Genomic DNA, 26,639 nt, shown 5'->3' on the forward strand with positions numbered 1-26,639 from the left:
CCGCGTCAGGCCCGGCTTTCGCCCTGGAGCATCGCCACCAGGCGCTGTTCCGTTGCCGGTGAGAGGCCTGCTTTCCGCTGCCGGTCCAGTCCGCGGAGGCGTTCATCTGCCAACGTGGCGGCCAGCGTTTCCTGCCAGGGCCGCAGGACCATTCCCGCGGCCCTGGCAGCCTGGTTGCTGCGGGCCATGAAGCCGTCGTGGCCGGGCGGAAGCCAGAGCGGAAGGGAGTCCGGCCCGGACCAGTAGTTCACGCCCTGGTCCACCAGCCACTCCCCGCCGGCGGTAATCGTGGTGCTGCTGGAGGCGGACGCTTCGTGGCAGGCGCTGATGAGTTCCGCAAACGGCACCTGGTCACCAAGGGCGTTCAAGGTTCCGCTGATCCCCTTCCCCGCGGCGAGCAGGATCCAGGCCGCAAGGTCCCGGACATCCATGACCTGCGTGGGGTTCTCCCCGATGTCCGGAACCAGCACAGGTCCGGAGTTCCTGGCAATGCGGGCGGGCCAATAGCCGTAGCGGTCGGTGGGGTCGCCGGGGCCGCTGAGCAGGCCTGCCCGGCACAGGTGGGCCTTGCCAGCAGCGGCCTCCAGGGTCGCTTCTTCGATGGCCACCTTTGACTCGCCGTAGGTTTCCGGCGTGGACTGCACCCCCGGCGGCAGCGCCGGCAGCAGCGCCGCGTCTTCCGCCGCTCCCGGGACGGAATGGCCGGCGTAGGCCGAGCAGCTGGAAACAAAGGTCCAGTGCCCGGCCCTGCCGGCAAGGCCGGCGAGAGCCTGCCGGGCGGGCCCGGGGTCCCGGGCCACCTCGATCACGGCATCCCAGTCGCCCACCAGGCCCGAATATGCAGCCGGTCCCGTCGCGCGGTCCGCCCTGACCCAGTGGGCGCCCGGCGGCGGCTCACCCGATATTCCCCGCGCCAGGCACGTCACGTCATGCCCCGCGGCAACCGCCTGCCCGGCGATTTCCCTGGAGAGGAAGGCGGTTCCGCCGAGGATGAGAATGCGCATGGCCCCACGCTACGGGGGCTAGTGTTGAAAGAGAACCAAGCAATATCCCAAGGAGCTACTTCCACCCATGGTCAGCATGTTGTCCATCCTTCCCAACGCCACAACACAGCCCGATGGCGTGAGCGTCCCGGGCATCGTCATCAGCCTGGGCATCGGCGTCGCCGTCTGGCTCGTGGCCACGTTCGTCATTTCGCGCATCACCAAACGGGTGGCGGCGGGAAGCAACTTTTTCAAGAAGCCCACGTTTAGGTGGGCGGCCCCGGCCTTCCGGGCCCTGGACCACGAACGGCGCGTGCAGCGCGCGGAAACCATCGGCTCGCTGCTGAACAGCATTGTGGGCGTGCTGGTGGTGGTCATCACCGGCATGTACGTCCTGCAGAACCTGGACATCAACATCGCCCCGCTGCTCACCAGCGTGGGTATCCTGGGTGTGGCCATCGGCTTCGGCGCCCAGCAGCTGATCCGCGACTTCCTGGCCGGGATTTTCATTACCATTGAAGACCAGTACGGAATCGGTGACGTCATCGAAACCAGCGAAGTGGTGGGCGTAGTGGAGTCCATGGGTCTGCGGATCACCCGCGTCCGCTCCGACGACGGCGCCATTTGGTACCTGCGCAACGGTGAGATCCTCCGCGTGGGCAACCGCTCGCAGGGACGGTACGTTCCGCTGCACGAGTCCGACGACGGGACCACCGACCAGGGGTCGGCCCATGTTGAGACGAAGAAGACTGACCAGAAAGCCGGGGAATAGCATGTCGCTTCCGATTGAACCGCGCCCTGTTGAGCCCCAACCTGCCAAAGCAGGACCCGACCGGCAGCAGCGGCCCCAGTTGATGCAGAACGATCCCTTCAGCAAGCCGGCCTACACAGACAGCTTTTACGATGCGGTGGGCGGCCACGAGACCTTCGTTAAGCTCATCGATGTCTTTTACGACGGCGTTGCCACCGATCCGCTGCTGCGGCCCATGTACCCCGAGGAGGACCTTGCCCCGGCAAAACGCCGGTTCCTGATGTTCCTTGAGCAGTACTGGGGCGGGCCCACAACGTATGGCGAGGAGCGCGGCCACCCGCGCCTGCGCATGCGGCACATGCCGTTCAAGGTGACCCACGAGGCGAAGGACCGGTGGTTGTTCCACATGCGCACCGCCGTAGACGCCCTGGAACTGCCGCCGCTCTACGAAGGCACGCTGTGGGAGTACATGGAGCGGGCGGCGCTGTCCATGGTGAACAGCGCTTCCGAGGCCTGACGCCTGCCGACCGGAACCTGGAAGGGGCCCGGGCCGCCTTCAGCTACAGCAGGCCGCTGCCGGTCCGCGCCAGCACATGGCCGCGCGGACCGGTCAGCCGGAACCAGCGGCCGGCGCGGTAGAGCTTCTGGTCGCCGTCGGCGAGGAAGCCCAGGGCGAACGCTGCGAAGGCCGCTCCGGCGGGCAGGCCTGACGCGTCCAGTTCCCGTCCCCAGACAGCCGCCCGGGCGTTGTTGACAATCAGGGCACCCGGTTTGTCCGGCACGATGCCCGCCACCTCCGCCATGCCTGCTTCGGCCGCCGCCTTCAGGCCGGCGTCGCTGACAGCGCCCAGCAGCTCCCATCCGCCCCTTGGGGCGCCCACTCCTGTCCAGGATTCGGTGACGGTGCTGGGCGGAACCGGCAATTCGACGTCGTCCTCCCCTGCGCGTGCCAGCCGGTCCAGGACGGCGGACAGGGCAACAGTGACATCTGTTCCGGACGGTTCGGCGAGCGCCATGGTCCGCAGGCCCAGGATGGTGGGGGTGGCTTCGCCCAGGAGCCTGGGCCGCAGGACGCACACGTACGCGGCCAGGACGGAACCGGCTGCCTGCAGCCGGATGGCGCCGTCATCGATGGCTTTGGCCCTGGTGGCAAACGTCTTCAGGTCGGCGAGATCCCGGGGATCGGCGAAACGGAAGGACGAGGTGAGAAGTTCAGACACACCTAAACACTACCGGCTGCGCTCCGGTTGAGTGGCTCCCCGGGCGCCGTCTAGAGTCGGACCATGACTGAAGCCGAAGCCGGACTCCTGGCCCCGCCAAGCGGAGACCCCACCTCATCACTGATCGAACTGCTGGACCTCGGTGAACTTGAGGGCGCCCGGACGGACGAGGACATCTTCCTGGGGCCCTCACAGCGGCAGCCACACCACAGGGTGTTCGGCGGACAGGTGCTGGCGCAGTCACTCGTGGCGTCCATTCGAACGGTGGATCCTGAACGGTTTGTGCATTCCATGCACGGCTACTTCCTGCGGCCCGGTGACGCCAACAAGCCCATTACCTTTGGTGTGCAGCGGCTGCGTGACGGCCGGTCGTTTTCCGCCCGGCGCGTCCACGCCTACCAGGACGGTGTTCCCATCCTGTCCATGATTGCCTCTTTCCAGGGTGAGGACGAAGGGATCGAGCACGCGTCGGCGATGCCGGCGGGCATCCCGGACCCCGAATCGCTGCCCAGCACGGCGGACCTGCTGGGCAAGTTCGACCATCCTGTGGCCCGGCACTGGGCGTATGAGCGGCCTTTCGACATCCGGCACGTCGATCCGCCGCTGTACGTTACCGCGACCGGCCCGCGGGAGGCCCGCAACGCGGTCTGGATGAAGACGTTCGGGCCGATGCCCGACAACTCCAACCTGCACCGCGCCGCCCTGGCCTACGCCAGCGACTACACCCTGCTCGAATCCATCCTTCGGCGGCACGGCCTCAGCTGGATCACCCCGGGCATGAATGTTGCCAGCCTTGACCACGCGATGTGGTGGCACCGCCCGGCGCGCGTGGATGAATGGCTGCTCTACGTCCAGGAGTCCCCCAGCGCGCAGGGCGCACGCGGCCTGGCCACCGGCAAAATCTTCAACCGGGACGGCCAGCACGTGGCTTCCGTGGCGCAGGAGGGCATGGTGCGCGTTCCCGCCGAGGCGTCGCACACGTAGGATCCGCACACGTCTGCGATCCGGCGCTGGTGCGCCGGGCATGGGAAAGGCCGGCATCCGGGGAGCAATTCAGCCCGGGTGCCGGCCTTCCGTTTTCCTGCAAACGGGCCCGCAGGCGTCCTGTTGACGAGCCCTTGGGCCCGGCAGGTCAGTCGCGGGTCAGGCGCCGGTGGGTGACGCGGTGCGGCTTGGCCGCGTCGGGGCCCAGCCGCTGGACCTTGTTCTCCTCGTAGGATTCGAAGTTGCCCTCGAACCAGTACCACTTGGAGGGGTTCTCGTCGTCACCTTCGTAGGCAAGGATGTGCGTGGCCACGCGGTCCAGGAACCAGCGGTCGTGCGAGACCACCACGGCGCAGCCGGGGAACTCGAGCAGCGCGTTTTCCAGGCTGCTGAGGGTTTCGACATCGAGGTCGTTGGTGGGCTCGTCGAGGAGCAGCAGGTTTCCACCCTGCTTCAGGGTCAGTGCCAGGTTCAGGCGGTTCCGCTCACCACCTGACAGGACACCTGCCTTCTTCTGCTGGTCCGGGCCCTTGAAACCGAAAGCGGCCACATAGGCACGGGACGGCATCTCAACATTGCCCACCTGGATGAAGTCGAGTCCGTCGGAGACAACCTCCCACAGGGTCTTGTTGGGGTCGATGCCGCCGCGGCTCTGGTCAGCGTAGGAAATCTTGACCGAGTCACCGATCTTGAGCTCGCCGCCGTCCAGCGGTTCCAGGCCGACGATGGTCTTGAAGAGGGTGGACTTGCCCACACCGTTGGGGCCGATGACCCCCACGATGCCGTTGCGGGGCAGGGTGAAGGACAGCCCATCGATCAGGACACGCTCATCGAAGCCCTTCTGGAGGTTCCTGGCCTCCAGGACCAGGCCACCCAGGCGGGGTCCCGGCGGGATCTGGATTTCCTCGAAGTCAAGCTTGCGGGTGCGGTCGGCCTCGGCGGCCATTTCCTCGTAACGGGCCAGGCGGGCTTTGGACTTGGTCTGGCGGCCCTTGGCGTTGGACCGGACCCACTCGAGTTCCTCGGAGAGGCGCTTGGCCTGCTTGGCGTCCTTCTTGCCCTGGATCTCGAGGCGGGCGCGCTTCTTCTCCAGGTAGGTGGAGTAGTTGCCTTCGTACGGGTAGAGGTGGCCGCGGTCCACTTCCGCGATCCATTCCGCCACGTGGTCCAGGAAGTACCGGTCGTGGGTGACGGCGAGGACGGCGCCGGGGTAGCTGGAGAGGTGCTGCTCGAGCCAAAGCACGCTTTCGGCGTCCAGGTGGTTGGTGGGTTCGTCGAGGAGCAGCAGGTCGGGCTTCTGCAGGAGGAGCTTGCAGAGTGCCACGCGGCGCCGCTCACCGCCGGAAAGGTTGGTGACATCGGCATCGGCCGGCGGGCACCGGAGGGCGTCCATGGCCTGTTCCAGCTGGGAATCGAGGTCCCAGGCGTCGGCGGCGTCGATGGCCTCCTGCAGCTTGCCCATCTCTTCGAGGAGGGTGTCATAGTCAGCATCGGGGCTGGCCATTTCCTCGGAGATTTCGTTGAAGCGCTGGATCTTGCCGTAGATCTCGCCAACGCCTTCCTGGACGTTGCCCAGGACAGTCTTTTCTTCGTTAAGCGGCGGTTCCTGGAGCAGGATGCCCACGCTGTAGCCGGGGCTGAGCCTGGCCTCGCCGTTGGAGGGCGTGTCCAGCCCGGCCATGATTTTGAGGATGGTGGACTTACCGGCACCGTTTGGGCCCACAACACCAATCTTGGCGCCCGGGAAGAAGGACATGCTTACGTCATCAAGAATGAGTTTTTCGCCAACGGCCTTGCGGGCCTTGGTCATTGTGTAGATAAATTCCGCCATGGTCTCAAATCTAGTGGGTTGGCGGGCAGATCTCACATTTGCGGCGGACAGCTCAGCCGGATCAGGAGCCCACGAAGCATTTGCCGCTGGCAAGTACCGGAAGGACTGTGACGGTCACCGCACCTTCGCGAACCTGCCCGATGACGCAGTCCTTGCCCTGCAGCACGGCGGCTTCGATGGCGTCCGCCTCCAGCCCGGTGGGTGTGCGGCTTTGCGAGACCTGAAGCGCGGCCGGCGCGATGCCGGCCCCGGTCAGGGCGTCGCTGACCTGGGCAGTGGCAGGTTTCGGCGTTCCCGTGGCCAGTTTGGTCAGGGTATCCGTAACCGTCCGTTTCACCGTTTCGGTGGCGGCGGCAGCTGCGGCCGAAACCGCGCCGCCGGACGTGTTGGCCAGCGGTTCCCCGCCGGCATTACTGCCCGGCGTCGCGGAGTCCTTGGCCTGGACCGGTTGTCCGTCCGCACCGGGACCGGCAGCCGGGGCCGCCGGTGAGGGCTGGTTGCCGCTGCCACCGGCTGCAGGTCCGGTTCCGGACGGAGCAGCGGTGCACCCGGACAGGAGGCAGGCCAGCACTGCACATGCCAGGGCTGCGCCGGCGCGGTTGTACTGCCGTTTACGGGGGATGGGACGCATGGTGTCATTCTGCCATGGGTGATGGGACGGCCCGGCCCGGAAAACGGGCAGTGCACCAGAGCTCCCCTGGGACGCAGTGTCCGTCAAGGGCCTGCGGATGTGGGATGTTGGCGGGCGGACGGGTGTTGGCGGGCGGACGGAGGGCGGCCGGGGGGTGCCGCCATTCCGTCCGCCCGGGACTGGATGGGCAACGCTGATACCTGATACGTGGTTCCTAGACTTCGGCGAGTTCCCCCGTTTCCAGGTCAAGGGAGGCGAGACCGCCGTCGCTGTCCTCAATGACGACGGCGGGGTGGCCGGGATCCCCGGGGTGTTCATCTTCGCGGTCCTCCGGCTCGTCCGGGTCCTGGTCCAGCCCGGGGACGTCATCGGGGGCCGGCGGCTGCTCCACGAGGGAGAGCGCCGGCCTGGAAGCGGTGCGGATAAAGTTTGCCGACCCAAAGGAGAGGTCGTGCCCCACGGCATCGGCGTCAATGATGGCGGAGTGGTACACCCGCCCGTCCTTTTCCCACGTGCGGATCTTCAGTTTGCCCACCACGATGACCGGCTGGCCCTTCCTGATGCTGCACCCCAGGGTTCCCGCCAGCTGGCGGTAGCCCTGCACGGTGAACCAGTTGGTGTGCCCGTCGCCCCAGGTCCTGGATTCGCGGTCGAAGCGGCGGGTGGTGGAACCGATGCGGAAGGAAGCTGTTGCCACTCCCCCTGGCGTGGTGGAACTGGTTATCTCGGTGGCCACGAAGCCCCGGATGGTGATGGTTTCGCTCATGTCTACGTCCTGTCTGGATGGTGGCGCCTTTAGCAGGCATGACCAGCATCGCGCCGGACCACGTCGGGCAGGAGGGACGGGTTTGCCTATGTGGACAACGTCCGGGGGAAAGGCCGGTGTGGAGGATGAGTGGCGGCTGGATGACACCGCCGGCAGCCGGGCAATGTAAACTTTTTGAGGCGCCGGCCTGCAGGCCGGAAGCCAACGCCTCAGTAGCTCAGGGGATAGAGCAGCGGCCTTCTAATCCGCCGGTCGGGGGTTCGATTCCCTCCTGGGGCACCGCAGTGGATGGCGCCCCGGTCTTCGGACCGGGGCGTTGTGCGTGGCGCTACGCGTGCAGCCGGTGCGGCGCTTCCATCAGGGAGCGGATCACGCTTCCGGCTGCCCCCAAAAGGGCGCCCGACTCGCCAACGGCGGACATCGTCACCTGGCTGGATGCATATTTCCCTGGCGCATATTTGTCCAGGCTCGCCAGCAACGGGGCACGCAGCCATGGTTCGAGGACCGCGAAGTGGCCCCCAAGGACCACGGATTCGATGTTGACCACCCGCGCCGTCGAGGCGAGTGCTATCCCCAGGCAGCGTCCCGCACGTTCGACGGCGGAAACAGCCCGGGGCTCCCCGGCCCGCAGCGCCTGCAGCAGGGCGGACATGTCCGCGGAGCGGGAACCCCGATCCAGGGCCAGGCCGGCCGCGGCGAAAATGGCGTCCTGGCCGGCAACGGTCTCCAGGCAGCCGGTCCCGCCGCATGAACAATGCCCGCCGTCGGGGTCAACCACAATGTGCCCCACCTCGCCCGCGTGGCCGTGCGGACCGGTGAATAGCTCTGATCCGATGACTATCCCGCCACCGACGCCCACCTCGCCGGAGACGAAGAGGAAGTTCGACGCCCCGTCCGGCCGGTGCCGCAGTTCGGCGAGGGCTGCGGCGTTGGCTTCATTGAACAGCGCCACTCCAAGGGGAGCTTCGGGCAGCAGCGCCTCCAGGTCCAGGTCCGCATTGACCCAGCCCAGGTTCGGAGCGGTGAGCACCCGCGCCAGGGCCGGGTCAACGAGCCCGGGCACGGCAAGTCCGCCACCCAGGACCTCGACGCCGTGCTCCCCCGCCGTGCTCCTGACCCGGGCGGCCAGGGCTGCGAGCGCGGACAGCACCGGCGCGTCCGGGCTGTTGCGGTTGTCGCGTTCCTCTTCCTCCCGGACGAGGACGGTTCCGGCGAGGTCCACCACTGCCGCGGAGATGTAGTCGACGTTGATTTCCATCCCCATGACCGCCCGGCTGGGGCTGAGTTCCAGACCCACGCCGGGACGGCCCCGCCCCTGCGGGTTGAGGCCGATTTCGCGGACGATCCCTGCGTCAAGGAGGTCCAGCACCAGGCTGGACACTGATGCCTTGGTCAGTCCGGTGGCTCCGGCCAGCTGGGCGCGGCTGGGATGGACGCCTGGCGGAAACTCGGCGATTGCGCCAAGGACCAGTGCCAGGTTGCTGCGCCGGACATCCGCCACGCTTCCGGGGGCTGCGCCTCCGGGTCCCGCCACTGCAGGCGCCGGCATCACCATCACAAACCTCCCCGTCCAAGTTCCGACAGATTTTCCGGCTGTTTTCCAGCCGGGACTCTTGACCCAACCCTACGACGGCTCATATAGTTCAGGCAATAAACTAAAGCTTCGCACCTCCGCGGAGCCCGATCGCAAGGACGCATCATGACTCTTACGCCCACCCCCGCCGACAAATTCACTTTTGGTCTCTGGACCGTCGGCTGGACCGGCGCCGATCCGTTCGGCGTCGCCACCCGTGCCGCGCTGGACCCGGTGGAGGCCGTGCACCGCCTGGCAGAACTGGGCGCGTACGGCATCACGTTCCACGACAACGACCTTGTCCCGTTTGATGCCTCCGCCTCGGAGCGGGACCTGATCCTGAAGAACTTCCGCGCGGCCCTGTCCGAGACCGGGCTGAAAGTTCCCATGGTGACCACCAACCTGTTCAGCCACCCGGTCTTCAAGGACGGCGGCTTCACCTCCAATGACCGCTCGATCCGCCGCTTCGCCCTCTCCAAGGTCCTGCGCAACATCGACCTCGCCGCCGAACTCGGCGCCGAAACCTTTGTCATGTGGGGCGGCCGGGAAGGCAGCGAATACGACGGCTCCAAGGACCTGGCCGCCGCCCTGGACCGGATGAAGGAAGGCGTGGACACCGCCGCCGGCTACATCAAGGACAAGGGCTACAACCTGCGGATCGCGCTTGAGCCCAAGCCCAACGAACCCCGCGGCGACATCTTCCTGCCCACCGTGGGCCACGGCCTGGCCTTCATCGCCCAGCTCGAGCACGGCGACATCGTGGGCTTGAACCCCGAAACCGGCCACGAGCAAATGGCCGGGCTGAACTTCACCCACGGCATCGCCCAGGCCCTGTGGGCCGGCAAGCTCTTCCACATCGACCTCAACGGCCAGCGCGGCATCAAGTACGACCAGGACCTCGTCTTCGGACACGGGGACCTGACCAGCGCCTTCTTCACCGTGGACCTGCTCGAGAACGGCTTCCCCGGCGGCGGCCCTACCTATGACGGCCCCCGGCACTTCGACTACAAGCCCTCCCGCACCGATGGCTACGACGGCGTGTGGGAGTCGGCCAAGGCCAACATGTCCATGTACCTGCTGCTGAAGGAACGCGCCCTGGCCTTCCGCGCCGACCCGCAGGTACAGGAAGCCCTCCAGACCTCCGGCGTCTTCGAACTCGGCGAACCCACCCTCAACGCCGGCGAAACCACCGCCGACCTGCTGGCCGACGCCGCAGCATTCCAGGACTTCGACGCCGACAAGGCAGCCGAACGCTCCTTTGCCTTCGTCCGCCTCAACCAGCTCGCCATCGAACACCTCCTCGGCGCCCACTAGGCCATGGTGCTCGTCGCAGGCATCGACAGCTCCACCCAGTCCTGCAAGGTGGTGATCCGCGACGCGGATACCGGAGCACTCGTCCGCCAGGGCCGGGCCACGCACCCTGCCGGCAGCGAGGTTCATCCGGACCATTGGTGGACTGCCCTTCAAAAGGCGGCGGCCGACGCCGGCGGGCTGGATGACGTCAGCGCCGTCTCGGTGGGCGGGCAGCAGCACGGCATGGTCTGCCTGGACAGCGACGGTGCCGTCATCCGCCCGGCGCTGCTGTGGAACGACACCCGCAGCGCCGGCGCGGCCGTGGAGCTCATCAAGGATGCCGGCGGCGGCGATCCAGCCGCCGGCGCCGAGTATTGGGCCCGCACCACCGGAACTGTCCCCGTTGCTTCCCTCACGGTGACCAAGCTGCACTGGCTGGCGGAAAACGAACCGGAGAATGCGTCAAAGGTGGCCGCTGTCTGCCTTCCGCACGACTGGCTGACGTGGCGGCTCGCCGGCTTCGGCCCGGGCAGCGGCGCCGAAGGGCTTGCCGCCTTGGCCACAGACCGCTCCGACGCATCAGGCACGGGGTACTACTCGACGGCGGAGGACAACTACCTTCCGGACGTCCTGTCCGCGGCGCTCGGCCACGTTCCTGTCGTCCCCAGGGTTCTTGGCCCGTTGGAGGCGGCCGGACGGACTCCCGCAGGCAGCGTCCTGGCAGCGGGTGCCGGGGACAACGCGGCCGCCGCGCTTGGCGCAGGGGCGGGGTTGGGCGACGTCGTGATGTCCCTGGGCACATCCGGCACCGTTTTCGCCGTCTCGGAAACACCGGCGGCAGATCCGTCCGGACTGGTGGCGGGGTTTGCCGACGCTGCCGGGCACTACCTGCCGCTGGTCTGCACCTTGAACGCCACCCGGGTCTTTGATGCCACGGCGGCGCTGCTGGGCGTGGACCTGCCGGAGTTCAACCGGCTGGCCCTGTCTGCCGGTTCCGGCGCCGGAGGGCTCACCCTGGTGCCCTACCTTGACGGGGAACGGACACCCAACCTGCCGGACGCCACGGGTTCCCTGCACGGCATCACCCGTGCCAACTACACCCCGGCCAACCTGGCGCGCGCCGCCGTCGAAGGCGTGGTCTGCTCCCTGGCCGACGGCCTGGCGGCGCTGCAGGCCCAGGGCGTGTCTGCCCGCCGGATCCTCCTGGTGGGCGGGGGCGCCCAATCCACCGCCGTGCAGGAAGTCGCAGCGGCCCTGCTGGGAACACCCGTCACAGTGCCGGAGCCGGGTGAGTATGTTGCCGACGGCGCGGCACGCCAGGCAGCGGCGGCCCTCACCGGACGTTTCCCTGCATGGGCTGCTGGCGCCGTCGACCTTCCACTGGGGAAGGACGACGGCGGCGTGCTGGCCCGGTACCGGCGGTTCGCCTCGCTGTATACCCAGGGCAGCAACAGGTAACAAAGAAACAAAGGGACCCGGACCCGCGGTGGGCATCCACCGCCGGTCCGGGTCCTTTCCATGTGGGGCGCAGGCTCCTGCCAGTCATGTTGGGAACGTGGCAGGAGCCCGCGGTCTTGGGTCAGGTCAGGCGTACGGGAGGACGAGCTCCGCGTAGCGCTCCTTTACCGTGGCCAGGACGGTATTGCCGTCCGTGTCCCAGATCTCCTGATTGAAGATTTCCACTTCGATGTCGCCGGTGTACCCGGCATCCCGCACCCAGGTGCCGATGGTGGCAAAGTCCACCACGCCGTCGCCCATGTAGCCTCGGGACAGCAGCGGATCGGCCGCGATGGGCATGTTGAAGTCGCACACCTGGTAGGAGGCGATGCGGCCCTCCCGGCCGGCCCGCTCGATCTGCGCCTTCAGTTCCGGGTCCCACCAGACGTGGAAGGTATCGACGGCGACCCCCACCGTTGAGGCGTCGAAGGGCGCTGCGAGGTCCAGCGCCTGGCCCAGGGTGGAGATGAGCGCGCGGTCAGCCGCATACATCGGGTGCAGCGGTTCCAGGACCAGGCGTACGCCGTTTTCCTGCGCAAACGGAACCAGGTCGGCGAGCCGGTCGGCGACGCGCTGGCGGGCTGCCACCACGTCCTTCTCCCCCGGGGCCAGGCCGCCGACCACCAGGAAGAGCTCCCTGGTGTCCAGTGCCACGGCTTCCAGGATGGCTGCCTTGTTGTCCGCGAGCGCGGCCGCCTGGCCCTCTGGATCGGGGGCGGTGAGGAATCCGCCGCGGCACAGCGAGGAGACACGCAGCCCGGCGTCCTTGATCAGTCGGGCGGCCTTGTCCAGGCCGGCCTCCTCCACCCGGTCCCGCCACGGTCCGATGGCGGGGATCCCGGCGTTGACGCAGCCCTCGACGACCTGGGCGAGCGTCCACTTCTTGGTGGTGGCACTGTTGATGGAGAGGCGGGAGAGGTCGCTCATACTCCCACCCCGTTGATCCGGAGGTAGTCCGACATCCGGAAGGCTGCCAGCGCCGGGTCCCTGAGCAGGCCGGCCTGGTCGGCGAGTTCGAAGGTCCTGGCCAGGTGGCATACCGAGCGGCCGGAGTGCAGGCCGCCCACCATCTGGAAGCCGGGCTGCTTGCCGTTGAGCCAGGACATGAACGCGATGCCGGTCTTGTAGTAGAACGTGGGGGCGCTGAAGATGTGCTTGCCCAGTTCGCGGGTGGAGTCCAGGATCTCCCGCGCCTTCGCCGGGTTGCCGGCGTCATAGTTCTGCAGGGCCACCGAGGCGGCGGGATAGATCGCCGCGAAGATGCCCAGCAGGGCGTCCGAGTGGTGGCTGCCGTCGCCGTCGATCAGTTCGGGGTAGTTGAAGTCGTCCCCGGTGTAGAGGCGGACGCCCTCGGGCAGTGCCGCCCGCAGGGCAACTTCGTGGCCGGCATCCAGCAGCGAGACCTTGACGCCGTCCACCTTGTCCGCGTGGTCCCTGATGAGGCCCAGGAAGGTTTCGGTGGCGGTTGCGACGTCGTCCGAGCCCCAGTAGCCGGCGAGCGCGGGATCGAACATGGTGCCCAGCCAGTGCAGGATGACCGGCTGGTCCACTTCCTGCAGCAGGGTGGAGTACACCCGCAGGTAGTCCTCCGGGCCGCCGGCGACCCTGGCCAGGGCCCGGGAGGCCATCAGGATGACCTTGGGTCCGGCCTCGGCAACCACGGCAATCTGCTCGCGGTAGGCCTCGAGCACCGCCTGGATGCCTGCTTCGCCGGTGGGCAGTGCAGCGGTGTCCAGCTGGTCGGTTCCGGCGCCGCAGGAGACGAGGTCACGGACGGACTTGCCGGCGGTGGCCGGGTTGTTGGCGGAAACCACGGATGCGGCTTCCACTCCCGTGCGCTTGATGAGCTGCTGCGTCGCTGCCCAGTCCAGGCCCATGCCGCGCTGGGCTGTGTCCATGGCATCGGCGACGCCCAGCCCGTAGGACCACAGTTCGTGGCGGTACGCCATGGTGGCGTCCCAGTCCAGGCGGGCCGGGGCACCGGGCGTATTGTCCGCCAGCACCTCGGGGATGACATGGGCGGCCGCATAGGCGCGCCGTGCAGTCAGGGGCGCAGTGGGCCGGGCCCAGGCGGTGCCGCCCTGAAGGCGGTACTCCCTGGTTCCGCCGTCTTCGGAGGGAAGGATGAGGGACGTCATTAGAGGGTGATCTCCGGGATATCGATGGTGCGGCGTTCGCCGCTGGACTGCAGGCCAAGTTCGGCGAGCTGGACGCCGCGGGCGGCGGACAGCAGGCCGAAGCGGTGCTCGCGGCCGGCCACGACGTCGCGGAGGAACTCTTCCCACTGCAGTTTGAAGCCGTTGTCCAGGTCGGCGTTGGCGGGAACTTCCTGCCACTGGTCCCGGAAGGATTCGGTGACGGGCAGGTCCGGGTTCCATACGGGCTTGGGGGTGTGTGCGCGCTGCTGGGCGACACACTTATTCAGGCCGGCGACGGCGGAACCGTGCGTGCCGTCCACCTGGAATTCCACCAGTTCGTCGCGGTACACGCGCACTGCCCAGGAGGAGTTGATCTGGCCGATGACTTCGTCTCCGGCCGGAGTCTCGAGTTCGAAGATGCCGTAGGAGGCGTCGTCGGCGGTGGCCTTGTATTCCTTGCCGGCCTCGTCCCAGCGGGTGGGGATGTGGGTGGCCGTCTTGGCGTTGACGCTCTTGACCTTGCCGATGATGCCCTCGAGGACGTAGTTCCAGTGGCAGAACATGTCCGTGGTCATGCCACCGCCGTCCTCCTTGCGGTAGTTCCAGGACGGACGCTGGGCTGACTGGATGTCGCCTTCGAAGACCCAGTAACCGAATTCGCCGCGGATGGAAAGGATGCGGCCGAAGAAGCCTTCATCCACCAGGCGGCGGAGCTTGACCAGGCCGGGCAGGTACAGCTTGTCGTGGACAACACCGGCAGTGACGCCGGCTTCCTTGCCGACGCGCGCCAGTTCAATGGCCTCCTCCAGCGTTTCCGCCGTGGGCTTCTCCGTGAAGATGTGCTTGCCGGCCAGCATGGCCTTCTTCAGGGTGGCGGCGCGGAGGCTGGTCATCGAGGCGTCGAACACGACGTCGACAGTGGGGTCGCTGATCACGGCGTCCAGGTCGGTGGACCATTCGGAGACCTTGTGCTTTTCCGCCAGCTCGCGGATCTTGGCCTCGTTGCGGCCCACCAGGATGGGTTCAACCTGGACCCTGGTTCCGTCCTCGAGGGTGAAGCCGCCGGCATCGCGGATGGGCAGGATGGAGCGCAGCAGGTGCTGGCGGTAGCCCATCCGGCCGGTAATGCCGTTCATGGCGATGCGGATCGTTTTGGTTTCGTAGCCCATGTGTCCTCCACGGTGAGTGAGCAATGTACTGAAGTTGTCTGGGAAAGCGCGTTCCCGCTGCTTCAATAATGCACGGCGCGCTTTCCGTTGGCAAGCGCTTTCCGGAAGTAGTTTGAACTGTCATAATGTGCTTAGCCTTTGAGCCCGTACCGACCACCAGGAGATGCAGTGGCTGCAAGTACCCTTACCGAGGTGGCCCGCCTGGCCGGCGTCTCGCCCGCCACCGCTTCCCGCGTGCTGAATGGCTCGGCCCGTAAACCGGGCAAGGACATTGCCGACCGCGTCCGGCAGGCAGCTGAATCGCTGGGCTATATCCCCAACGCCCAGGCGCAGGGCCTGGCGAAATCCAGCTCCGGCCTGATCGGCCTGATTGTGCATGACATTGCCGACCCCTATTTCGCGGCCATCGCCAGGGGCGTGCAGGAAGCCGCCCGGGAACAACGCAAAATGGTGCTGCTCGCCACCACCGGAGGCGGCCCGGCCGAAGAGAAGGAAGCAGTGGCCGCCTTCGCGGCGCGGCGCGCGGACTCCATTGTGATCGCCGGTTCCCGTTCCTGCCGGGAAGAGGACCGGGAGGGCAACGCCGAACTGGCTGCCGAACTTGACCGCTACTGCCGCAACGGCGGCCGGGTTGCCGTGGTGGGACATCCCGTCGTGGGTGCAACCGCTCCGGAGGGGTACCACGTGGTGAAAGTCCCCAACCAGGAGCTGGCCGGGCAGCTCGCCGCCGGGCTTGCGGAAGGCTGGGACGGCGACTTCGTGATCATCGGCGGCCCTGAGGGCCTCCTGACGTCCGACGACCGTGTCCGCGGCTTCCAGGAAGGGTTGGAGCGCGCCGGGCGGCGGCCGGCCGAGGTGCTCCGCACGGCCTTCAACCGGTCCGGTGGATATGAGGCAGGACTTCAACTGGCCGCCAGGATCAAAGCAGCCCAGTCCGGGGACGGGGCCGCACCCAGGCTGTGTATTTTTGCGGTCAATGACGTCATGGCCATCGGCGCCGCAGCAGCCCTGCGGTCCGAGGGGCTGCGGATCCCCCGCGACGCAGCCATCGCCGGCTTTGACGACATTGAAACCCTCCGCGACTTCCGCCCCGCCCTGTCCACTGTCCGGCTGCCCCTGGAAGACATCGGGCGCCTTGCCACCAGGGCCACTGGCCGGAATCCGGCCGACGGCGACGGCGGCGAGGTGGAGGCCGCTCCCGGCGGCATCACCGGAGAGGTAACCCTGCGGCGCAGCACGGAAGCGGCAGCCTGATGGCACCGCGGGGACTTACCGCGGTGGCCGCCCGTTCCGGCGCCGCGGGCCCGCGTCCTGCCATCCTGGTCCTGCCGGGCGGGGGCTATGCCCGCCAGGCAGACCACGAAGCCGAGCCGGTGGCAGAATGGCTTGCCGCACTGGGGATCCACGCCTTCGTCCTCCGCTACCGGGTGGCCCCGGACCGGCACCCGGCCCCGCTGGAAGACGCCAAGGAAGCCATGCTCCACATCCGGAACGGGGAGCACGGGCTCCCCGTGGACGCGGAGCGCATCGGCGTCCTGGGATTCTCCGCGGGCGGGCACCTGGCCGCCACCTTGTGCACGGCGGCTGCCACGGGGAAGCCGGACCTCGACAATCCCGCGGCGGTGCCGGATCTTTCGGTGCTGTGCTACCCCGTGGCGTCCCTGACCCACGAAGCCCACCAGGGCTCGGTGGCCAACCTCCTTGGCGACGCACCGCCGTCGGCCCTCCTCACGGCACTCTCGGCGGAGCTGAACGTCACGCCCCGCACACCGCCAGCATTCATTTGGCACACCGCCGACGACGAGGCCGTCCCGGTCAGCAACAGCCTGGACTATGCCAGGGCACTGATTGCTGCCGGCGTTCCGGCGGAACTGCATGTTTTCCCGGAAGGACGGCACGGGCTGGGACTCGCGGCCGGCGAACCAGGGCCCGGGCAATGGACGTCCCTGTGCACGGCGTGGCTGCAGCGCGCCGGATGGGCCGGCTCCCGGCCGGCACGGCAGCAGGAAACTGAGACCGGCCCTGCCGGTGGCCGGAAGGGCGGCCTGCTAGGGCAGCGCCCGGATGATCCAGTCCGCGGAATGTGATGCGCCGGGCTGCAGGTGCACCAGGTCCGTGCCGGAATGCAGTGCATCCGGAGGGCACGTCATGGGCTCAACGGCCAGGCCGAGCCGGTCCGGGCCGGCAGGCTTGTCCCCCGTATGCACCTGGACCCAGGGCCACTCCGCCCCCCATTCCAGTTCCACGCCGGTCCCCGACGGATCCAGCACCCGGACGCGTGCCAGGCCGGCGGCATCCCGGGAGATGTCCGTGAAGGCGTGGTCGATCTTCACCTCTCCCAGCCGGCGGGGCGAGCGGAAGTCAAAGGCACCTGCGCCCACCTCCCGCATCCCCACGGGAAGCAGCCGGTCCGGCGTGACCTCCAGGTAGGCAGCGGCCGGAAGTTCCAGCGACCAGTCATCCAGCGGGGAGGGCCCGGCCACCAGGTAGGGATGCGGGCACACCCCGTAGGGCGCGGCAACGGGGCCGGCATTGACGGCCAGGACGGTGCTGTGGAGCCCGTCAGCGGAAAGCGAGTAGGTGACGCTGAGGTCCAGGTCGGCCGGGTACTCCGGGCCTGACGGGATGCGGCAGCCCAGGACCGCCCGGTCCGCGGCCGCCTCCAGCACCCTCCACGCCTGATGGATGGCCAGGCCGTGCAGCGCGGCGCCGCGTTCGGGTTCGTTGACGGCGGCCGTGTACGGTTTCCCGGCATAGGTGTAGGTGCCGTCGGCCAGCCGGTTGGGCCAGGGCGCGCAGATGACGCCGCGGTAATCAGGCACGGGGCCTTCGGGCCCGAAGCCCACCACCAGGTCCCGGTTCCCGTGGCGCAGTTCGCGGAGCGCCCCGCCACGCCGGGTGACGACGGCGGAGTAGGGTCCGTGGGCGAGGTGGATCTCGGTGCCGGGCATGGATTCCCCCAGGTTCTGATTGTGTTAGCGCTCACCAGCGTACCCCACCCCGGCCCTTGGCGGGTGGCTAAAGTTGGCCCCATGGACACCGCCGCCGACCAGGAGCTCATCGCCGCCGTCAAAGGCGCGCTCCGGGAACTCGCCAACCCGGAGCGTGCCACCGGCGCCCAGGCCTACATGAGGTCAACGATTCCCTCGCTGGGCGTCCGGGTTCCGGACGTGCGGCGGATCGCGGCCCGGGCTGCGGCTGACTTTCCGCCCGCCTCTGCCGGGCAACTGCGCGCCACCGTACTGGAGCTTTGGCGCACCTCCACCTTCCGGGAGGAACGGTATGCGGCCATAGACCTGACCGGGCACCGGCTGGTGGCCCGGGACCTGGACATGCTGCCCGTCTACGAGGAGATCATCCGCACCGGCGCCTGGTGGGATTTCGCGGATGGCGTGTCCGGCCGGATCTGCGGGCTGCTGCAGGCGCACCGGGCCCCGGTGTCGGCAACCCTGAGGCTGTGGAGCCACGACCCCGACCGTTGGATCCGCAGGGCCTCCATCACGTCGCAACTGCGTGCGAAGAAGGACACTGACACCGCGTTGCTGGCGGCCGTCATTGAGCCGAACCTGGCGGACCGGGAGTTCTTCATCCGGAAGGCGATCGGCTGGGCCCTGCGCGAATATGGCAAGACGGCGCCAAAGTGGGTGGAAGCCTTCGTCGCCCGGCAGGGACCCGCCATGAGCGCGTTGTCACGCAGGGAGGCCCTGCGCGGGATCGCCGCCGTACCGGCGCCGCAGTAGTGCGCCTGGCAGATGGGCGTACGGCTAGATCACGGGACGTTCGACGACGGGCTCGTGCGTTTTGCGGAACAGCCTGCGGGTGCCGGGGTCCCAGAAGATCAGGTACAGGGCGAACAGGAGAGCCGTCAGCGCCGCGGCGATCCGTGCCAGGGCAAGGGCGAAGCCCAGATCCTGGGTCTGCAGGTAGGGGAAGACGTCCAGCTGGTCCGAAATGGCGTAGATCATGAAGAACGACACCACGAAGTACAGGGCCTTGACCTGCCAGTCATTGCGGATCCCGGTCACGGCGAAGAGCGGGATCAGCCAGACGACATACCAGGACTGGATGATGGGGGCCAGCAGCACCACGGCGGCGAAACCGAGGGCCAGCCGGCGCATCAGCCGGTCGTAGTCCCCCTTGAGGATCTGCCAGGCGACGATGCCCACGGCAAGCAGCTTCCCGGCGTCGAACACCCAGCCCGCCGGCACCGACCCGTCCAGGCCGAACGCGTTGGCCAGCGATCCCACCATCATGCCGATCAGCCCCACCGGGGCATACCAGATGGAGATGCTGCCGGGAGCGGACAGCCCGTTGATCCAGCCGAAGCCGAATCCGTTGACCAGGCTCATCGCGGCCAGGAGCGCGAGGCTGATGCCGGCCGTCAACGCCCAGAAGGCAGCCTTCCGCAGCCAGCCAGCATTCTTCCCTGCCCAGAGGAGGCCGATGAACGGCAGGAAGACGATGGTGATGGGCTTGACGGCGATGGACAGGGTCACGATCACGATGCCGAGGATTTCCCGGCGGGTGGCGGAGTAGTACAGCCCCGCCAGGGCCAGCCCGATCATCAGGGAGTCGTTGTGCACGCTGGCGATGAAGTTGGTCAGGAAAAGCGGGTTCGCCACGGTCAGCCAGAGGGCACGGTGCGGGTTGACGCCGTGAAGTTCCGCGAGCCGGGGCACGTAGATGACGCACAGGACCACGCCGGCCACCGCCACCAGCCGGAACAGCATGACGCAGGCCTCCGGCTGGACGTTGGTGGCCCAGACGACGAATTGTTCAATCCACAGGAACAGCTGGCCGTAGGGAACCGGGGCTTCGGTCCACATCTTGTCCGCGCCGAGCTGGAAGTAGTTGGACAGGGCGGAGATGCCGTTTTCGTAGGGGTTGAAGCCCTCCACCATCAGCCGCCCCTGCCCGATATAGGCGTAGACGTCACGGCTGAAGAGCGGCACGCTGAACATCATGGGAAGCCCCCACGCCGCAAGCGCGGCCAGGGTGGCCCGCCGCGCCTGCGGTCCCCACACCCGGACCTTCTGGCCAAGGCGCAGCCAGGCGCGCACCAGCAGCATGCCCCCCACCGCCACCAGGACGATGGACAGGGCCACGCCGGGGGCTTCAGTGCGCATCCAGATAAACAGGGGCATGCGGCGCAGTTCCGATACCGGGGCCAGCCAGCCCACGCCGAAGGATCCGAACAGCATGAACACGGACCCCAGGAAACCGACAAGCAGTGGCGAGCGCGGATTGTCCACCTCGGCACTGCCCGTTCCAGCACTGCCGGCCGCCGCCATCTCCCCCGTTGCGGGCACAGGCGCCGTCATCTCAGGATTGTCCAATCTTCTTGCGTTTCCGCGGTTTGCCCGGCGCGCCGCACGGGCCGGCCAGGACATGGTTCAGGGCGGAAGGGCGACCCGCCGCGTACCCGAAATCCTAGCATCGGCAGGGGGTCCGGGAGTGTAACGGTAGGCTGGTCCGGTGCCTATATCTAACGAACGAATCGTCTGGATCGACTGCGAAATGACCGGTCTGGACATCAAGAACGACGCCCTCATCGAGGTGGCAGCCCTGGTCACCGATTCGGAACTGAACATCCTGGGTGACGGCGTTGACGTGGTCATCAAACCCGACGACGCCGCGGTTGCACAGATGTCCGACTTCGTCCGGGACATGCACACCAAGTCGGGGCTGCTGGCGGAACTTCCGCACGGCAAGACGATGGCAGAAGCCGAGGCCGCGGTAATGGAGTACATCTCCGCCTGGGTTCCGGATCCACGCAAGGCGCCGCTGGGCGGCAACTCGGTGGGCACGGACCGCGTGTTCCTGTCGCGGGACATGCCCGCCGTGGTGGAACATCTCCACTACCGGGTCATCGACGTCAGCACCATCAAGGAGTTGTCGCGCCGCTGGTACGCGCGTGCCTACTTCCAGTCACCGGCCAAAAAGGGTGGACACCGCGCACTCGGGGACATCAAGGATTCGATCGATGAACTGCGGTACTACCGCGAAGCCGTCTTCGTCCCCGCGCCCGGACCTGACAGCGCCACCGCCCAGAAGATCGCCCAGGGGATCACCACCGGCGGGTCCGCCGGGCAGTCCGGGGAGTAATCTGCGCCACGTTTCGGTGAAATTTGGCGAAAATCGCTAAAAGTGGACAAAGCACCCCTTCCGAACAGGTAAGCTATTTGAGTTGCGTTTCCAGGGAGCCGCTAAGGCGGATTTCACTTGAAGCACATGGTGGGCGTAGCTCAGTTGGCAGAGCGCCTGGTTGTGGTCCAGGAGGTCGCGGGTTCAACCCCCGTCGCTCACCCTCACGGGGCGGCACATGCAGCCGTCAACATGGGAGGCCGCACCGGATATCCGGTGCGGCCTCCTTTGTTGTGCCCCACCGGGGGTACGCGCAGGAAAACCGGGGACACCGCGAAAGCCGAGGGACAACTGATATGACCGTTCTGCCAATCACCATCTGGGGCGAGCCTGTCCTGCACCGGCGCGCGGCCGAGGTGGAGGTTTTCGACGACGAACTGCGCACCCTCATTGCCGACATGTTCGAAACCAACGAAGCCGCGCATGGCGTGGGCCTCGCCGCCCCGCAGATCGGCGTGGGCAAGAGAATCTTCGTTTACAAGTACGCCAACGACGATGGCGCTCCCCCAAGCGGTGTACTGGTGAATCCCGTGCTGACACTGTCCAAGGTCTCCGGCGCGGCGCCCGACCCCGACGAGGAGGAGGAGGGCTGCCTTTCCTTCCCCGGTGAGCAGTATCCGCTCAAGCGGGCCGAATGGGCCCGGGTGGAGGGGTTCGACGGCTTTGGAAACCCGGTGAAGTTTGAGGCAACGGGCTGGTTCGCCCGGGTAATCCAGCACGAATACGACCACCTGGACGGAAAGCTGTATGTCAACCGGCTGATTGACCGCTATTCCCGCAAAGCCAGGAAGCAGGCGAAGAAAAACGGGTGGGGCGTGCCGGGGTTGACGTGGATGCCCGGCGTGGACCCGGATCCGTTCGGCCACTGACAAGTTCGGCCACTCATCCCTTCCGGGCAGGTCCCCGTCAGCGGGCAGTGATGGTTTCCTGCCGGGGGCAGGAGCCGAGGACACGCTTCATGGCGTCCTTCTCGGCAGCCGTCACCCACAGGCCGTAGGCGGCCTTCACAGAGATCTGGCGGGCCACGTAATGGCAGCGCAGTGCGGTGTTCTTCGGCAGCCACGTGGCGGCGTCCGCTGCGCTCTTCTGCTGGTTGGCAGCGCCGTCCGCGGCAATCAGGTTCAGGGGGTCGTTGGCCAGGCTCTGGCGTTCCTTGGGCGCCAGGCCCTGGGCCCCCTTCTGCCAGGCATCCCCGAGCGCCACCACATGGTCGATCTGGACAGCCCGGCTGCTGTCTGAACCGCGCTGGAAGTCCACGTCCTGGCCTGTATAGGGTTCCCGGAAGTGACCGGCCGTTACCTTGCAGGTGGAGCCTTCGGCGAACATCACGCCGGCAAGGTCCCGTCGCAGGATGTCATTGCGGGTATCGCAGCCGTTCCTGTCGACATCCAGCCACGCCGGGCCGAAGGCCTCGCGGCTGTAGCCGGTGTTCGGTGCCCGGCCCTTCACGGCGAGGCCGTCGAGTGCAGAGAGGGCACTGCCCGCCGGTACAGGGTTTGGTTCCTGCACCGGTTTCATCCACGCGGCATCGAAGACCGGCGCCTCGGTCGGGCCCTCCGGCGCCGGCCCTGCGGCTGCAAACTGTCCTGCGGTGAAGAACCACGACAGGGCAGCGACGATGCATACTGTGGCCGTTGCCAGCAGCGCCCAGGCCTGCCGGGAACGGCGGCGTGCGCGGCGGTAGGCAGCCCAGTGGACGGTCAAGGCGTCGACGCCGGAAGGGGAAAGTCAGGCACCCCAAGAGCCTAGGACAAAGGGCACCCCAAGCCGGTGATATCCACACTGTTGAGGACGAGTGATGGCTCACACGGCCGGCGCGGCCGCCTTTGGGCTACTGCTCCCTGGTGACCCTTCGAAGGTCTTCCTCGGCAATGGCCAGCAGTCCCTCGAGCTGGCGCACGCGGTCTTGGCTGACATCCCCGGCCGCGTGTGCGGCGCGGGCGCGTTCAAGCAGCCGTACGGCTTCCTTGTGGTTCGCCTTGGCCACGTCCAGGGCGTGTTCGAGGGTGGTGTCGTGCTGAAGAGTCGATTCGTTGTCCATGCCACCAGTGTGGTCCCCTTTCCCGGCTGATTCCAGAGAACCAGCCGGGAATTCGCTGGACGTGGCGGACAGGGTCAGACCGCGATGGCGGCCAGGGCGGCGGCGCTTTCCTTGGCGGGGAACGACGGCGGGTTCACGCCGGCCATTTCCTCCATAACGCGCACCACCTGGCAGCTGTAGCCAAATTCGTTGTCGTACCAGACGTAGAGGACCAGGTTCTTGTCCGTGGAGACCGTAGCGAGTCCATCAACAATGCCGGCGCGGCGGGAGCCGACAAAGTCGGTGGAGACAACCTCGGGTGAGTCGATGTAGTCGATCTGCTTGCGGAGGTCCGAGTGCAGCGACATTTCACGGAGGTAGTTGTTGACCTCGTCCTTGGTGGTGCCGTTTTCCAGGCTGAGGTTCAGGATGGCCAGCGATACGTCCGGGGTGGGGACGCGGATGGAGCTGCCCGTCAGCTTTCCGAGCAGTTCGGGCAGGGCTTTGGCCACTGCCTTGGCGGCGCCGGTTTCGGTGATGACCATGTTCAGGGCTGCAGAGCGGCCGCGGCGGTCGCCCTTGTGGAAGTTGTCGATCAGGTTCTGGTCGTTGGTGAAGGAGTGGACGGTTTCCACGTGCCCGTGCACCACGCCGAACTTGTCGTTGATGGCCTTCAGCACGGGGGTGATGGCGTTGGTGGTGCAGGACGCCGCGGAGACGATCCGGTCCGAGTCTGTGATGTCCCGGTGGTTGATGCCGTGGACGATGTTCTTCAGCTCTCCCTTGCCCGGTGCGGTCAGGAGGACCCGCGCCACGCCCTTGCTCTGCAGGTGCTGGGAAAGTCCCTCGGCGTCGCGCCAGCGGCCGGTGTTATCCACCACCAGGGCATCCTTGATGCCGTAGGCGGTGTAATCGATGGTGGCGGGGTCGTTGGAGTAGATGACCTGGATCTGCACGCCGTTGGCGGTGATGGTGTTGGCGTCCTCGTCGATCCGGATGGTGCCCTCGAAGGACCCGTGGACGGAGTCGCGGCGCAGCAGGCTGGCGCGCTTGGAGAGGTCGTTGTCGGAGCCGCGGCGCACCACGATGGCGCGCAGGCGCAGTCCGTGGCCGCCACCGGCCTTTTCGATGAGGAGGCGGGCCAGGAGCCGGCCGATGCGGCCAAAGCCGTAGAGCACGACGTCGGTGCTGGTGCGGTCATCGCCGCCCCGCTTGCCAACGATTTCGGCGAGCTCAGCGCGGAGGAACTCCTCCAGGGTGGCGCCGTTGCCTTCTTCCTTGAACTTCTGGTTCAGGCGGGCGATGTCGATCGCGGCAGCGCCCAGCTCCAGTCCGGCCAGCGTGTTCAGCAGGGGCGCGGTGTCCTCGAGGAGCAGTTCGTCCTTGCTCATCCGGCGTGCAAAGCGGTGCGCCTTGAGGATGTTCATGGTGGACTTGTTGATCAGGCTCCGGCCGTGGATGCTGGTGACCACGTTGTTTTCGCGGTACAGCCTGCCGATCACCGGGATCATGGCCTCGGCGAGGGCCTCCCGGCCCATCCACGTATCAAGACAAGAATCAGACGTCTGGCTCACAGAAATACCTTCCTCGGTTCAGCCGTGTACGTCCTCGTACACAGATGTAGGCCACCTGATGATGTCCAGGGGCACCCGCGCCTGCAGGGATGGCCCCCAGGCGCCTGGATCGCGTGCAAAGAAAAACCGCCGGTTGCGAACGCAACTTTCGGCGGTAGAACTCCTGCGTCCGGGATCCATTCTAATTTGGCCCGCCGCCGGGAACACGCTTGCGCTGCGTGAAATCACTCACATGGCCGGGATGCCCCGCAGCCGTGGTGTTGCCGGACTCAGTTGTGGACGGCTGAGTAGAGGTTCAGGCTGGCGGAAAAGACAAGCCAGGAAAAGTACGGCAGCACCAGGAGGCCGGCGGCGGCGTCCACCGGCCCGAAGCGCAGGATCAGGAATACCAAGGTTCCGGCGAGTGCGCAGATAACCCCGAACGCAGCCCAGAGGGCGGCAGCTCCGAGCATTGGGTACAGGGCAAAAAAGGCCGCCGGCCACGCCGCGTTGAGCAGCAGCTGGACAATGTAGCCTGCACGGGTGCTCCCGGTCAGGCCGCCCTTGCGCCAGACCAGCCACGCGGCTGCCGCCACGCCGGTGTACAGCGCCATCCAGGTGCTCCGGAACATCCACGGCGGCGGCATCCACGGCGCCTTCACCGAACCGGCGTACCACCCGTTGGAATTCAGGATGATGGGAACCGAAGCGATGACCCACGCCGCGGCGGACAGCGCCAGGAACCCGCCAAGCGCAATGACCTGGGAACGGATGCCGGGGACGCCGGCCCGGGCGGCGGGACGGGGATCAGGAATAACGGGCACGGTCCAGCATCCCCAACGCATCGCCCTAGGTCAAACGCGGAATGTGGATGGGACAGCCGGTACGCCGGGTTCTGTTCTCCCCTGCCGTTACCGGAAAGGGAGCGACGGCCATCCATCTACGAGTACCGTTGCCGGCACCCTCCAGCGGCCTACCCGGACACTCGGGCGGGCAGCCCTCGAACGTGTCCTGTCTGGCCTTGCTCCGGGTGGGGTTTACCTAGCCTTCCCGGTCACCCGGGAAGCTGGTGGTCTCTTACACCACCGTTTCACCCTTACCTGCCCTTCCCGGCCAAAGCCGGCAATGCAGGCGGTCTGTTTTCTGTGGCACTGGCCTGCGGGTTACCCCGAGTGGGCGTTACCCACCACCCTGCCCTGCGGAGCCCGGACGTTCCTCGAGCCACTTGCGTGACGCGCGGCCGCCTGGCTGTCCCATCCGCCGTCCAGTCTACCGGCGCCGCCACCCGCTTTTGCGCCGGTAGGATCGGACGGTGCTGATTCTGCTTCCCCCTTCCGAAGGCAAGACACCCGCGCTCCGGGGACCCGCCGTCGACTGGTCCACGCTCGGCTTTCCGGAATTGAACCCCTACCGCGCCAAGGTCCTCGAAGCGCTGGGAACCGTCAGTGCCCACCAGGACGCCCTCGCCCTGCTGGGCGTGGGCGCATCACTGCGTGAGGACGTGGAACGCAATACGCGCCTGGGCGCCGAGCCGGCAGCGCCCGCACACAGCATCTATTCCGGCGTCCTGTACGACGCCCTTGGCTATCGGAGCCTGACACCGGCCCAGCGGCGCAAGGCGGACGCGTCCGTCCTGGTGATCTCGGCCCTGTGGGGTGCCCTTCGCTTCGGCGACAGCGTCCCCGCCTACCGGCTCTCCATGGGCACGGCACTGCCCGACGTCGGCAGGCTGGCCCCGTTCTGGAAGACGCAGCTTGGCGAAACCCTGGGCAGCGCCGCCCGGGGGCACCTGGTGGTGGACTGCCGGTCCAGCACCTATGCAGCCGCCTGGGCACCGCCGCCGGAGCAGACCGTGGCGGTCAACGTCTTCACCGAAACAGATGGAGTCCGCAAAGTGGTGAGCCACTTCGCCAAGCACACCCGGGGGGAACTGGCGCGGCACCTGCTGGTACGCCGCGGTAAAGCCCCGGCGGCGCCGTCGGACCTTTTGAAGGCTGCCCGCGAGAAGTGGGACGCAGAACTGGTGCCGGGCACGGCCCGCAGGCCGCACGCCCTGAACATCATCCTGCCGGGCTGATCCGCCCGG

26 protein-coding genes, 2 tRNA genes and 1 other RNA gene are annotated in these 26,639 nt (G+C 67.3%); 13 read left to right on the forward strand and 16 right to left on the reverse strand.

Annotation, left to right across the window (positions count from 1 at the left end; genetic code table 11):
- Nucleotides 1-5 precede the first annotated feature (5 nt).
- Nucleotides 6-1,004 carry an NAD-dependent epimerase/dehydratase family protein gene (locus ASG79_RS10630; RefSeq protein ID WP_018769484.1) on the reverse strand — a complete coding sequence of 333 codons (999 nt, stop codon included), beginning with the start codon at nt 1,002-1,004 and terminating at the stop codon, nt 6-8.
- A 67-nt stretch (nt 1,005-1,071) separates the two neighbouring features.
- On the opposite strand from ASG79_RS10630, the gene ASG79_RS10635 reads away from it, so the two are divergent.
- Together ASG79_RS10635 and ASG79_RS10640 are read left to right on the forward strand one after the other, a co-directional pair.
- Entirely contained in the window at nt 1,072-1,755 is a 684-nt protein-coding gene (locus ASG79_RS10635) for a mechanosensitive ion channel family protein (RefSeq protein WP_018769485.1), read from the forward strand.
- 1 nt (nt 1,756) lies between these two features.
- Nucleotides 1,757-2,251 carry a globin gene (locus ASG79_RS10640; protein WP_056390703.1) on the forward strand — a complete coding sequence of 165 codons (495 nt, stop codon included), beginning with the start codon at nt 1,757-1,759 and terminating at the stop codon, nt 2,249-2,251.
- A 43-nt stretch (nt 2,252-2,294) separates the two neighbouring features.
- Here the strand turns inward: ASG79_RS10640 and ASG79_RS10645 are convergent, their stop codons facing one another.
- The gene (locus tag ASG79_RS10645; RefSeq protein ID WP_018769487.1) at nt 2,295-2,954 is read right to left on the reverse strand and encodes a hypothetical protein; all 660 of its coding nucleotides are present in this window, start codon (nt 2,952-2,954) and stop codon (nt 2,295-2,297) included.
- A gap of 63 nt (nt 2,955-3,017) precedes the next feature.
- Between ASG79_RS10645 and ASG79_RS10650 the strand changes: the two genes are divergently transcribed.
- Nucleotides 3,018-3,938 (forward strand): acyl-CoA thioesterase, encoded by a 921-nt coding sequence (locus tag ASG79_RS10650; protein ID WP_056390708.1) that lies wholly within the window; start codon nt 3,018-3,020, stop codon nt 3,936-3,938.
- Nucleotides 3,939-4,086: 148 nt separating this feature from the next.
- On the opposite strand, the gene ettA is transcribed toward ASG79_RS10650, so the two are convergent.
- From ettA to ASG79_RS10665, 3 genes are all read right to left on the reverse strand, one after another.
- Entirely contained in the window at nt 4,087-5,769 is a 1,683-nt protein-coding gene (gene ettA / locus ASG79_RS10655) for an energy-dependent translational throttle protein EttA (RefSeq protein WP_018769489.1), read from the reverse strand.
- 61 nt (nt 5,770-5,830) lie between these two features.
- Nucleotides 5,831-6,400: a DUF6993 domain-containing protein gene (locus ASG79_RS10660; RefSeq protein WP_018769490.1), complete on the reverse strand. Its 570-nt coding sequence runs from the start codon at nt 6,398-6,400 to the stop codon at nt 5,831-5,833.
- 214 nt (nt 6,401-6,614) lie between these two features.
- Nucleotides 6,615-7,166: a single-stranded DNA-binding protein gene (locus ASG79_RS10665; RefSeq protein ID WP_056390711.1), complete on the reverse strand. Its 552-nt coding sequence runs from the start codon at nt 7,164-7,166 to the stop codon at nt 6,615-6,617.
- A gap of 206 nt (nt 7,167-7,372) precedes the next feature.
- On the opposite strand from ASG79_RS10665, the gene ASG79_RS10670 reads away from it, so the two are divergent.
- Nucleotides 7,373-7,445: transfer RNA gene (locus ASG79_RS10670), tRNA-Arg, on the forward strand.
- Nucleotides 7,446-7,494: 49 nt separating this feature from the next.
- On the opposite strand, the gene ASG79_RS10675 is transcribed toward ASG79_RS10670, so the two are convergent.
- Nucleotides 7,495-8,721: an ROK family protein gene (locus tag ASG79_RS10675; protein WP_056390715.1), complete on the reverse strand. Its 1,227-nt coding sequence runs from the start codon at nt 8,719-8,721 to the stop codon at nt 7,495-7,497.
- A 144-nt stretch (nt 8,722-8,865) separates the two neighbouring features.
- Here ASG79_RS10675 and xylA point away from each other — a divergent pair, with 144 nt between their 5' ends.
- Nucleotides 8,866-10,053: a xylose isomerase gene (xylA, locus tag ASG79_RS10680; protein WP_056390717.1), complete on the forward strand. Its 1,188-nt coding sequence runs from the start codon at nt 8,866-8,868 to the stop codon at nt 10,051-10,053.
- 3 nt (nt 10,054-10,056) lie between these two features.
- On the forward strand, nt 10,057-11,490 hold the full coding sequence (gene xylB / locus ASG79_RS10685; RefSeq protein ID WP_056390720.1) for a xylulokinase: 1,434 nt from the start codon (nt 10,057-10,059) through the stop codon (nt 11,488-11,490).
- 126 nt (nt 11,491-11,616) lie between these two features.
- Here the strand turns inward: xylB and ASG79_RS10690 are convergent, their stop codons facing one another.
- The 3 genes from ASG79_RS10690 to ASG79_RS10700 are packed head-to-tail and all read right to left on the reverse strand — an operon-like array spanning nt 11,617 to nt 14,836.
- Nucleotides 11,617-12,456 carry a sugar phosphate isomerase/epimerase family protein gene (locus ASG79_RS10690; RefSeq protein WP_056390723.1) on the reverse strand — a complete coding sequence of 280 codons (840 nt, stop codon included), beginning with the start codon at nt 12,454-12,456 and terminating at the stop codon, nt 11,617-11,619.
- Nucleotides 12,453-13,667: a dihydrodipicolinate synthase family protein gene (locus ASG79_RS10695; RefSeq protein WP_056390726.1), complete on the reverse strand. Its 1,215-nt coding sequence runs from the start codon at nt 13,665-13,667 to the stop codon at nt 12,453-12,455. The genes ASG79_RS10690 and ASG79_RS10695 overlap by 4 nt, the downstream gene beginning before the upstream one ends.
- On the reverse strand, nt 13,667-14,836 hold the full coding sequence (locus ASG79_RS10700; RefSeq protein WP_018769497.1) for a Gfo/Idh/MocA family protein: 1,170 nt from the start codon (nt 14,834-14,836) through the stop codon (nt 13,667-13,669). The genes ASG79_RS10695 and ASG79_RS10700 overlap by 1 nt, the downstream gene beginning before the upstream one ends.
- 168 nt (nt 14,837-15,004) lie before the next feature.
- Here ASG79_RS10700 and ASG79_RS10705 point away from each other — a divergent pair, with 168 nt between their 5' ends.
- Nucleotides 15,005-16,090 (forward strand): LacI family DNA-binding transcriptional regulator, encoded by a 1,086-nt coding sequence (locus ASG79_RS10705; RefSeq protein ID WP_018769498.1) that lies wholly within the window; start codon nt 15,005-15,007, stop codon nt 16,088-16,090.
- Nucleotides 16,090-16,923 (forward strand): alpha/beta hydrolase, encoded by an 834-nt coding sequence (locus ASG79_RS10710; RefSeq protein ID WP_056390729.1) that lies wholly within the window; start codon nt 16,090-16,092, stop codon nt 16,921-16,923. The genes ASG79_RS10705 and ASG79_RS10710 overlap by 1 nt, the downstream gene beginning before the upstream one ends.
- Here the strand turns inward: ASG79_RS10710 and ASG79_RS10715 are convergent.
- On the reverse strand, nt 16,885-17,787 hold the full coding sequence (locus tag ASG79_RS10715) for an aldose 1-epimerase family protein (protein ID WP_056390732.1): 903 nt from the start codon (nt 17,785-17,787) through the stop codon (nt 16,885-16,887). The two genes, ASG79_RS10710 and ASG79_RS10715, sit on opposite strands and share 39 nt — an antisense overlap.
- 81 nt (nt 17,788-17,868) lie before the next feature.
- Here ASG79_RS10715 and ASG79_RS10720 point away from each other — a divergent pair, with 81 nt between their 5' ends.
- Nucleotides 17,869-18,576, forward strand: a complete 708-nt coding sequence (locus tag ASG79_RS10720; protein WP_056390735.1) for a DNA alkylation repair protein — start codon at nt 17,869-17,871, stop codon at nt 18,574-18,576.
- A gap of 24 nt (nt 18,577-18,600) precedes the next feature.
- Here ASG79_RS10720 and mptB read toward each other — a convergent pair whose 3' ends face one another.
- Nucleotides 18,601-20,157 carry a polyprenol phosphomannose-dependent alpha 1,6 mannosyltransferase MptB gene (gene mptB / locus ASG79_RS10725; RefSeq protein WP_200953162.1) on the reverse strand — a complete coding sequence of 519 codons (1,557 nt, stop codon included), beginning with the start codon at nt 20,155-20,157 and terminating at the stop codon, nt 18,601-18,603.
- A gap of 154 nt (nt 20,158-20,311) precedes the next feature.
- Between mptB and orn the strand changes: the two genes are divergently transcribed.
- From orn to def, 3 genes are all read left to right on the forward strand, one after another.
- Nucleotides 20,312-20,941 carry an oligoribonuclease gene (gene orn / locus ASG79_RS10730; RefSeq protein ID WP_081620198.1) on the forward strand — a complete coding sequence of 210 codons (630 nt, stop codon included), beginning with the start codon at nt 20,312-20,314 and terminating at the stop codon, nt 20,939-20,941.
- Nucleotides 20,942-21,070: 129 nt separating this feature from the next.
- Nucleotides 21,071-21,143, forward strand: a tRNA-His gene (locus ASG79_RS10735).
- A 133-nt stretch (nt 21,144-21,276) separates the two neighbouring features.
- A complete protein-coding gene (def, locus tag ASG79_RS10740) occupies nt 21,277-21,849 on the forward strand; it encodes a peptide deformylase (protein WP_018769504.1) in 573 nt (190 codons plus the stop codon).
- A gap of 37 nt (nt 21,850-21,886) precedes the next feature.
- Here the strand turns inward: def and ASG79_RS10745 are convergent, their stop codons facing one another.
- The 5 genes from ASG79_RS10745 to rnpB form a co-directional block, all read right to left on the reverse strand.
- A complete protein-coding gene (locus ASG79_RS10745) occupies nt 21,887-22,684 on the reverse strand; it encodes an HNH endonuclease family protein (protein WP_018769505.1) in 798 nt (265 codons plus the stop codon).
- A 127-nt stretch (nt 22,685-22,811) separates the two neighbouring features.
- Entirely contained in the window at nt 22,812-23,021 is a 210-nt protein-coding gene (locus ASG79_RS10750) for a hypothetical protein (protein ID WP_018769506.1), read from the reverse strand.
- Between the two features lie 74 nt (nt 23,022-23,095).
- Complete coding sequence (locus ASG79_RS10755) at nt 23,096-24,574, reverse strand: glyceraldehyde-3-phosphate dehydrogenase (RefSeq protein WP_081620199.1); 1,479 nt, start codon at nt 24,572-24,574, stop codon at nt 23,096-23,098.
- Between the two features lie 269 nt (nt 24,575-24,843).
- Nucleotides 24,844-25,377 carry a TspO/MBR family protein gene (locus ASG79_RS10760; protein ID WP_018769508.1) on the reverse strand — a complete coding sequence of 178 codons (534 nt, stop codon included), beginning with the start codon at nt 25,375-25,377 and terminating at the stop codon, nt 24,844-24,846.
- 44 nt (nt 25,378-25,421) lie between these two features.
- Nucleotides 25,422-25,809: RNase P RNA component class A (gene rnpB / locus ASG79_RS10850), an RNA gene on the reverse strand.
- A 56-nt stretch (nt 25,810-25,865) separates the two neighbouring features.
- On the opposite strand from rnpB, the gene ASG79_RS10765 reads away from it, so the two are divergent.
- On the forward strand, nt 25,866-26,630 hold the full coding sequence (locus tag ASG79_RS10765) for a YaaA family protein (protein ID WP_056390738.1): 765 nt from the start codon (nt 25,866-25,868) through the stop codon (nt 26,628-26,630).
- The last annotated feature ends 9 nt before the right edge of the window (nt 26,631-26,639 follow it).

The organism is Arthrobacter sp. Soil761 (genome assembly GCF_001428325.1).
Classification (GTDB): Bacteria; Actinomycetota; Actinomycetes; order Actinomycetales; family Micrococcaceae; genus Arthrobacter.

Excerpts from the sequence above, each read along its gene's own strand:
- ASG79_RS10630 (WP_018769484.1), bottom strand. The coding sequence starts at position 1,004 with ATGCGCATTCTCATCCTCGGCGGAACCGCCTTCCTCTCCAGGGAAATC.
- ASG79_RS10635 (WP_018769485.1), top strand. The coding sequence starts at position 1,072 with ATGGTCAGCATGTTGTCCATCCTTCCCAACGCCACAACACAGCCCGAT.
- ASG79_RS10640 (WP_056390703.1), top strand. The coding sequence starts at position 1,757 with ATGTCGCTTCCGATTGAACCGCGCCCTGTTGAGCCCCAACCTGCCAAA.
- ASG79_RS10650 (WP_056390708.1), top strand. The coding sequence starts at position 3,018 with ATGACTGAAGCCGAAGCCGGACTCCTGGCCCCGCCAAGCGGAGACCCC.
- ettA (WP_018769489.1), bottom strand. The coding sequence starts at position 5,769 with ATGGCGGAATTTATCTACACAATGACCAAGGCCCGCAAGGCCGTTGGC.
- ASG79_RS10660 (WP_018769490.1), bottom strand. The coding sequence starts at position 6,400 with ATGCGTCCCATCCCCCGTAAACGGCAGTACAACCGCGCCGGCGCAGCC.
- ASG79_RS10665 (WP_056390711.1), bottom strand. The coding sequence starts at position 7,166 with ATGAGCGAAACCATCACCATCCGGGGCTTCGTGGCCACCGAGATAACC.
- ASG79_RS10675 (WP_056390715.1), bottom strand. The coding sequence starts at position 8,721 with ATGGTGATGCCGGCGCCTGCAGTGGCGGGACCCGGAGGCGCAGCCCCC.
- xylA (WP_056390717.1), top strand. The coding sequence starts at position 8,866 with ATGACTCTTACGCCCACCCCCGCCGACAAATTCACTTTTGGTCTCTGG.
- xylB (WP_056390720.1), top strand. The coding sequence starts at position 10,057 with ATGGTGCTCGTCGCAGGCATCGACAGCTCCACCCAGTCCTGCAAGGTG.
- ASG79_RS10690 (WP_056390723.1), bottom strand. The coding sequence starts at position 12,456 with ATGAGCGACCTCTCCCGCCTCTCCATCAACAGTGCCACCACCAAGAAG.
- ASG79_RS10695 (WP_056390726.1), bottom strand. The coding sequence starts at position 13,667 with ATGACGTCCCTCATCCTTCCCTCCGAAGACGGCGGAACCAGGGAGTAC.
- ASG79_RS10700 (WP_018769497.1), bottom strand. The coding sequence starts at position 14,836 with ATGGGCTACGAAACCAAAACGATCCGCATCGCCATGAACGGCATTACC.
- ASG79_RS10710 (WP_056390729.1), top strand. The coding sequence starts at position 16,090 with ATGGCACCGCGGGGACTTACCGCGGTGGCCGCCCGTTCCGGCGCCGCG.
- ASG79_RS10715 (WP_056390732.1), bottom strand. The coding sequence starts at position 17,787 with ATGCCCGGCACCGAGATCCACCTCGCCCACGGACCCTACTCCGCCGTC.
- ASG79_RS10720 (WP_056390735.1), top strand. The coding sequence starts at position 17,869 with ATGGACACCGCCGCCGACCAGGAGCTCATCGCCGCCGTCAAAGGCGCG.
- mptB (WP_200953162.1), bottom strand. The coding sequence starts at position 20,157 with ATGACGGCGCCTGTGCCCGCAACGGGGGAGATGGCGGCGGCCGGCAGT.
- def (WP_018769504.1), top strand. The coding sequence starts at position 21,277 with ATGACCGTTCTGCCAATCACCATCTGGGGCGAGCCTGTCCTGCACCGG.
- ASG79_RS10750 (WP_018769506.1), bottom strand. The coding sequence starts at position 23,021 with ATGGACAACGAATCGACTCTTCAGCACGACACCACCCTCGAACACGCC.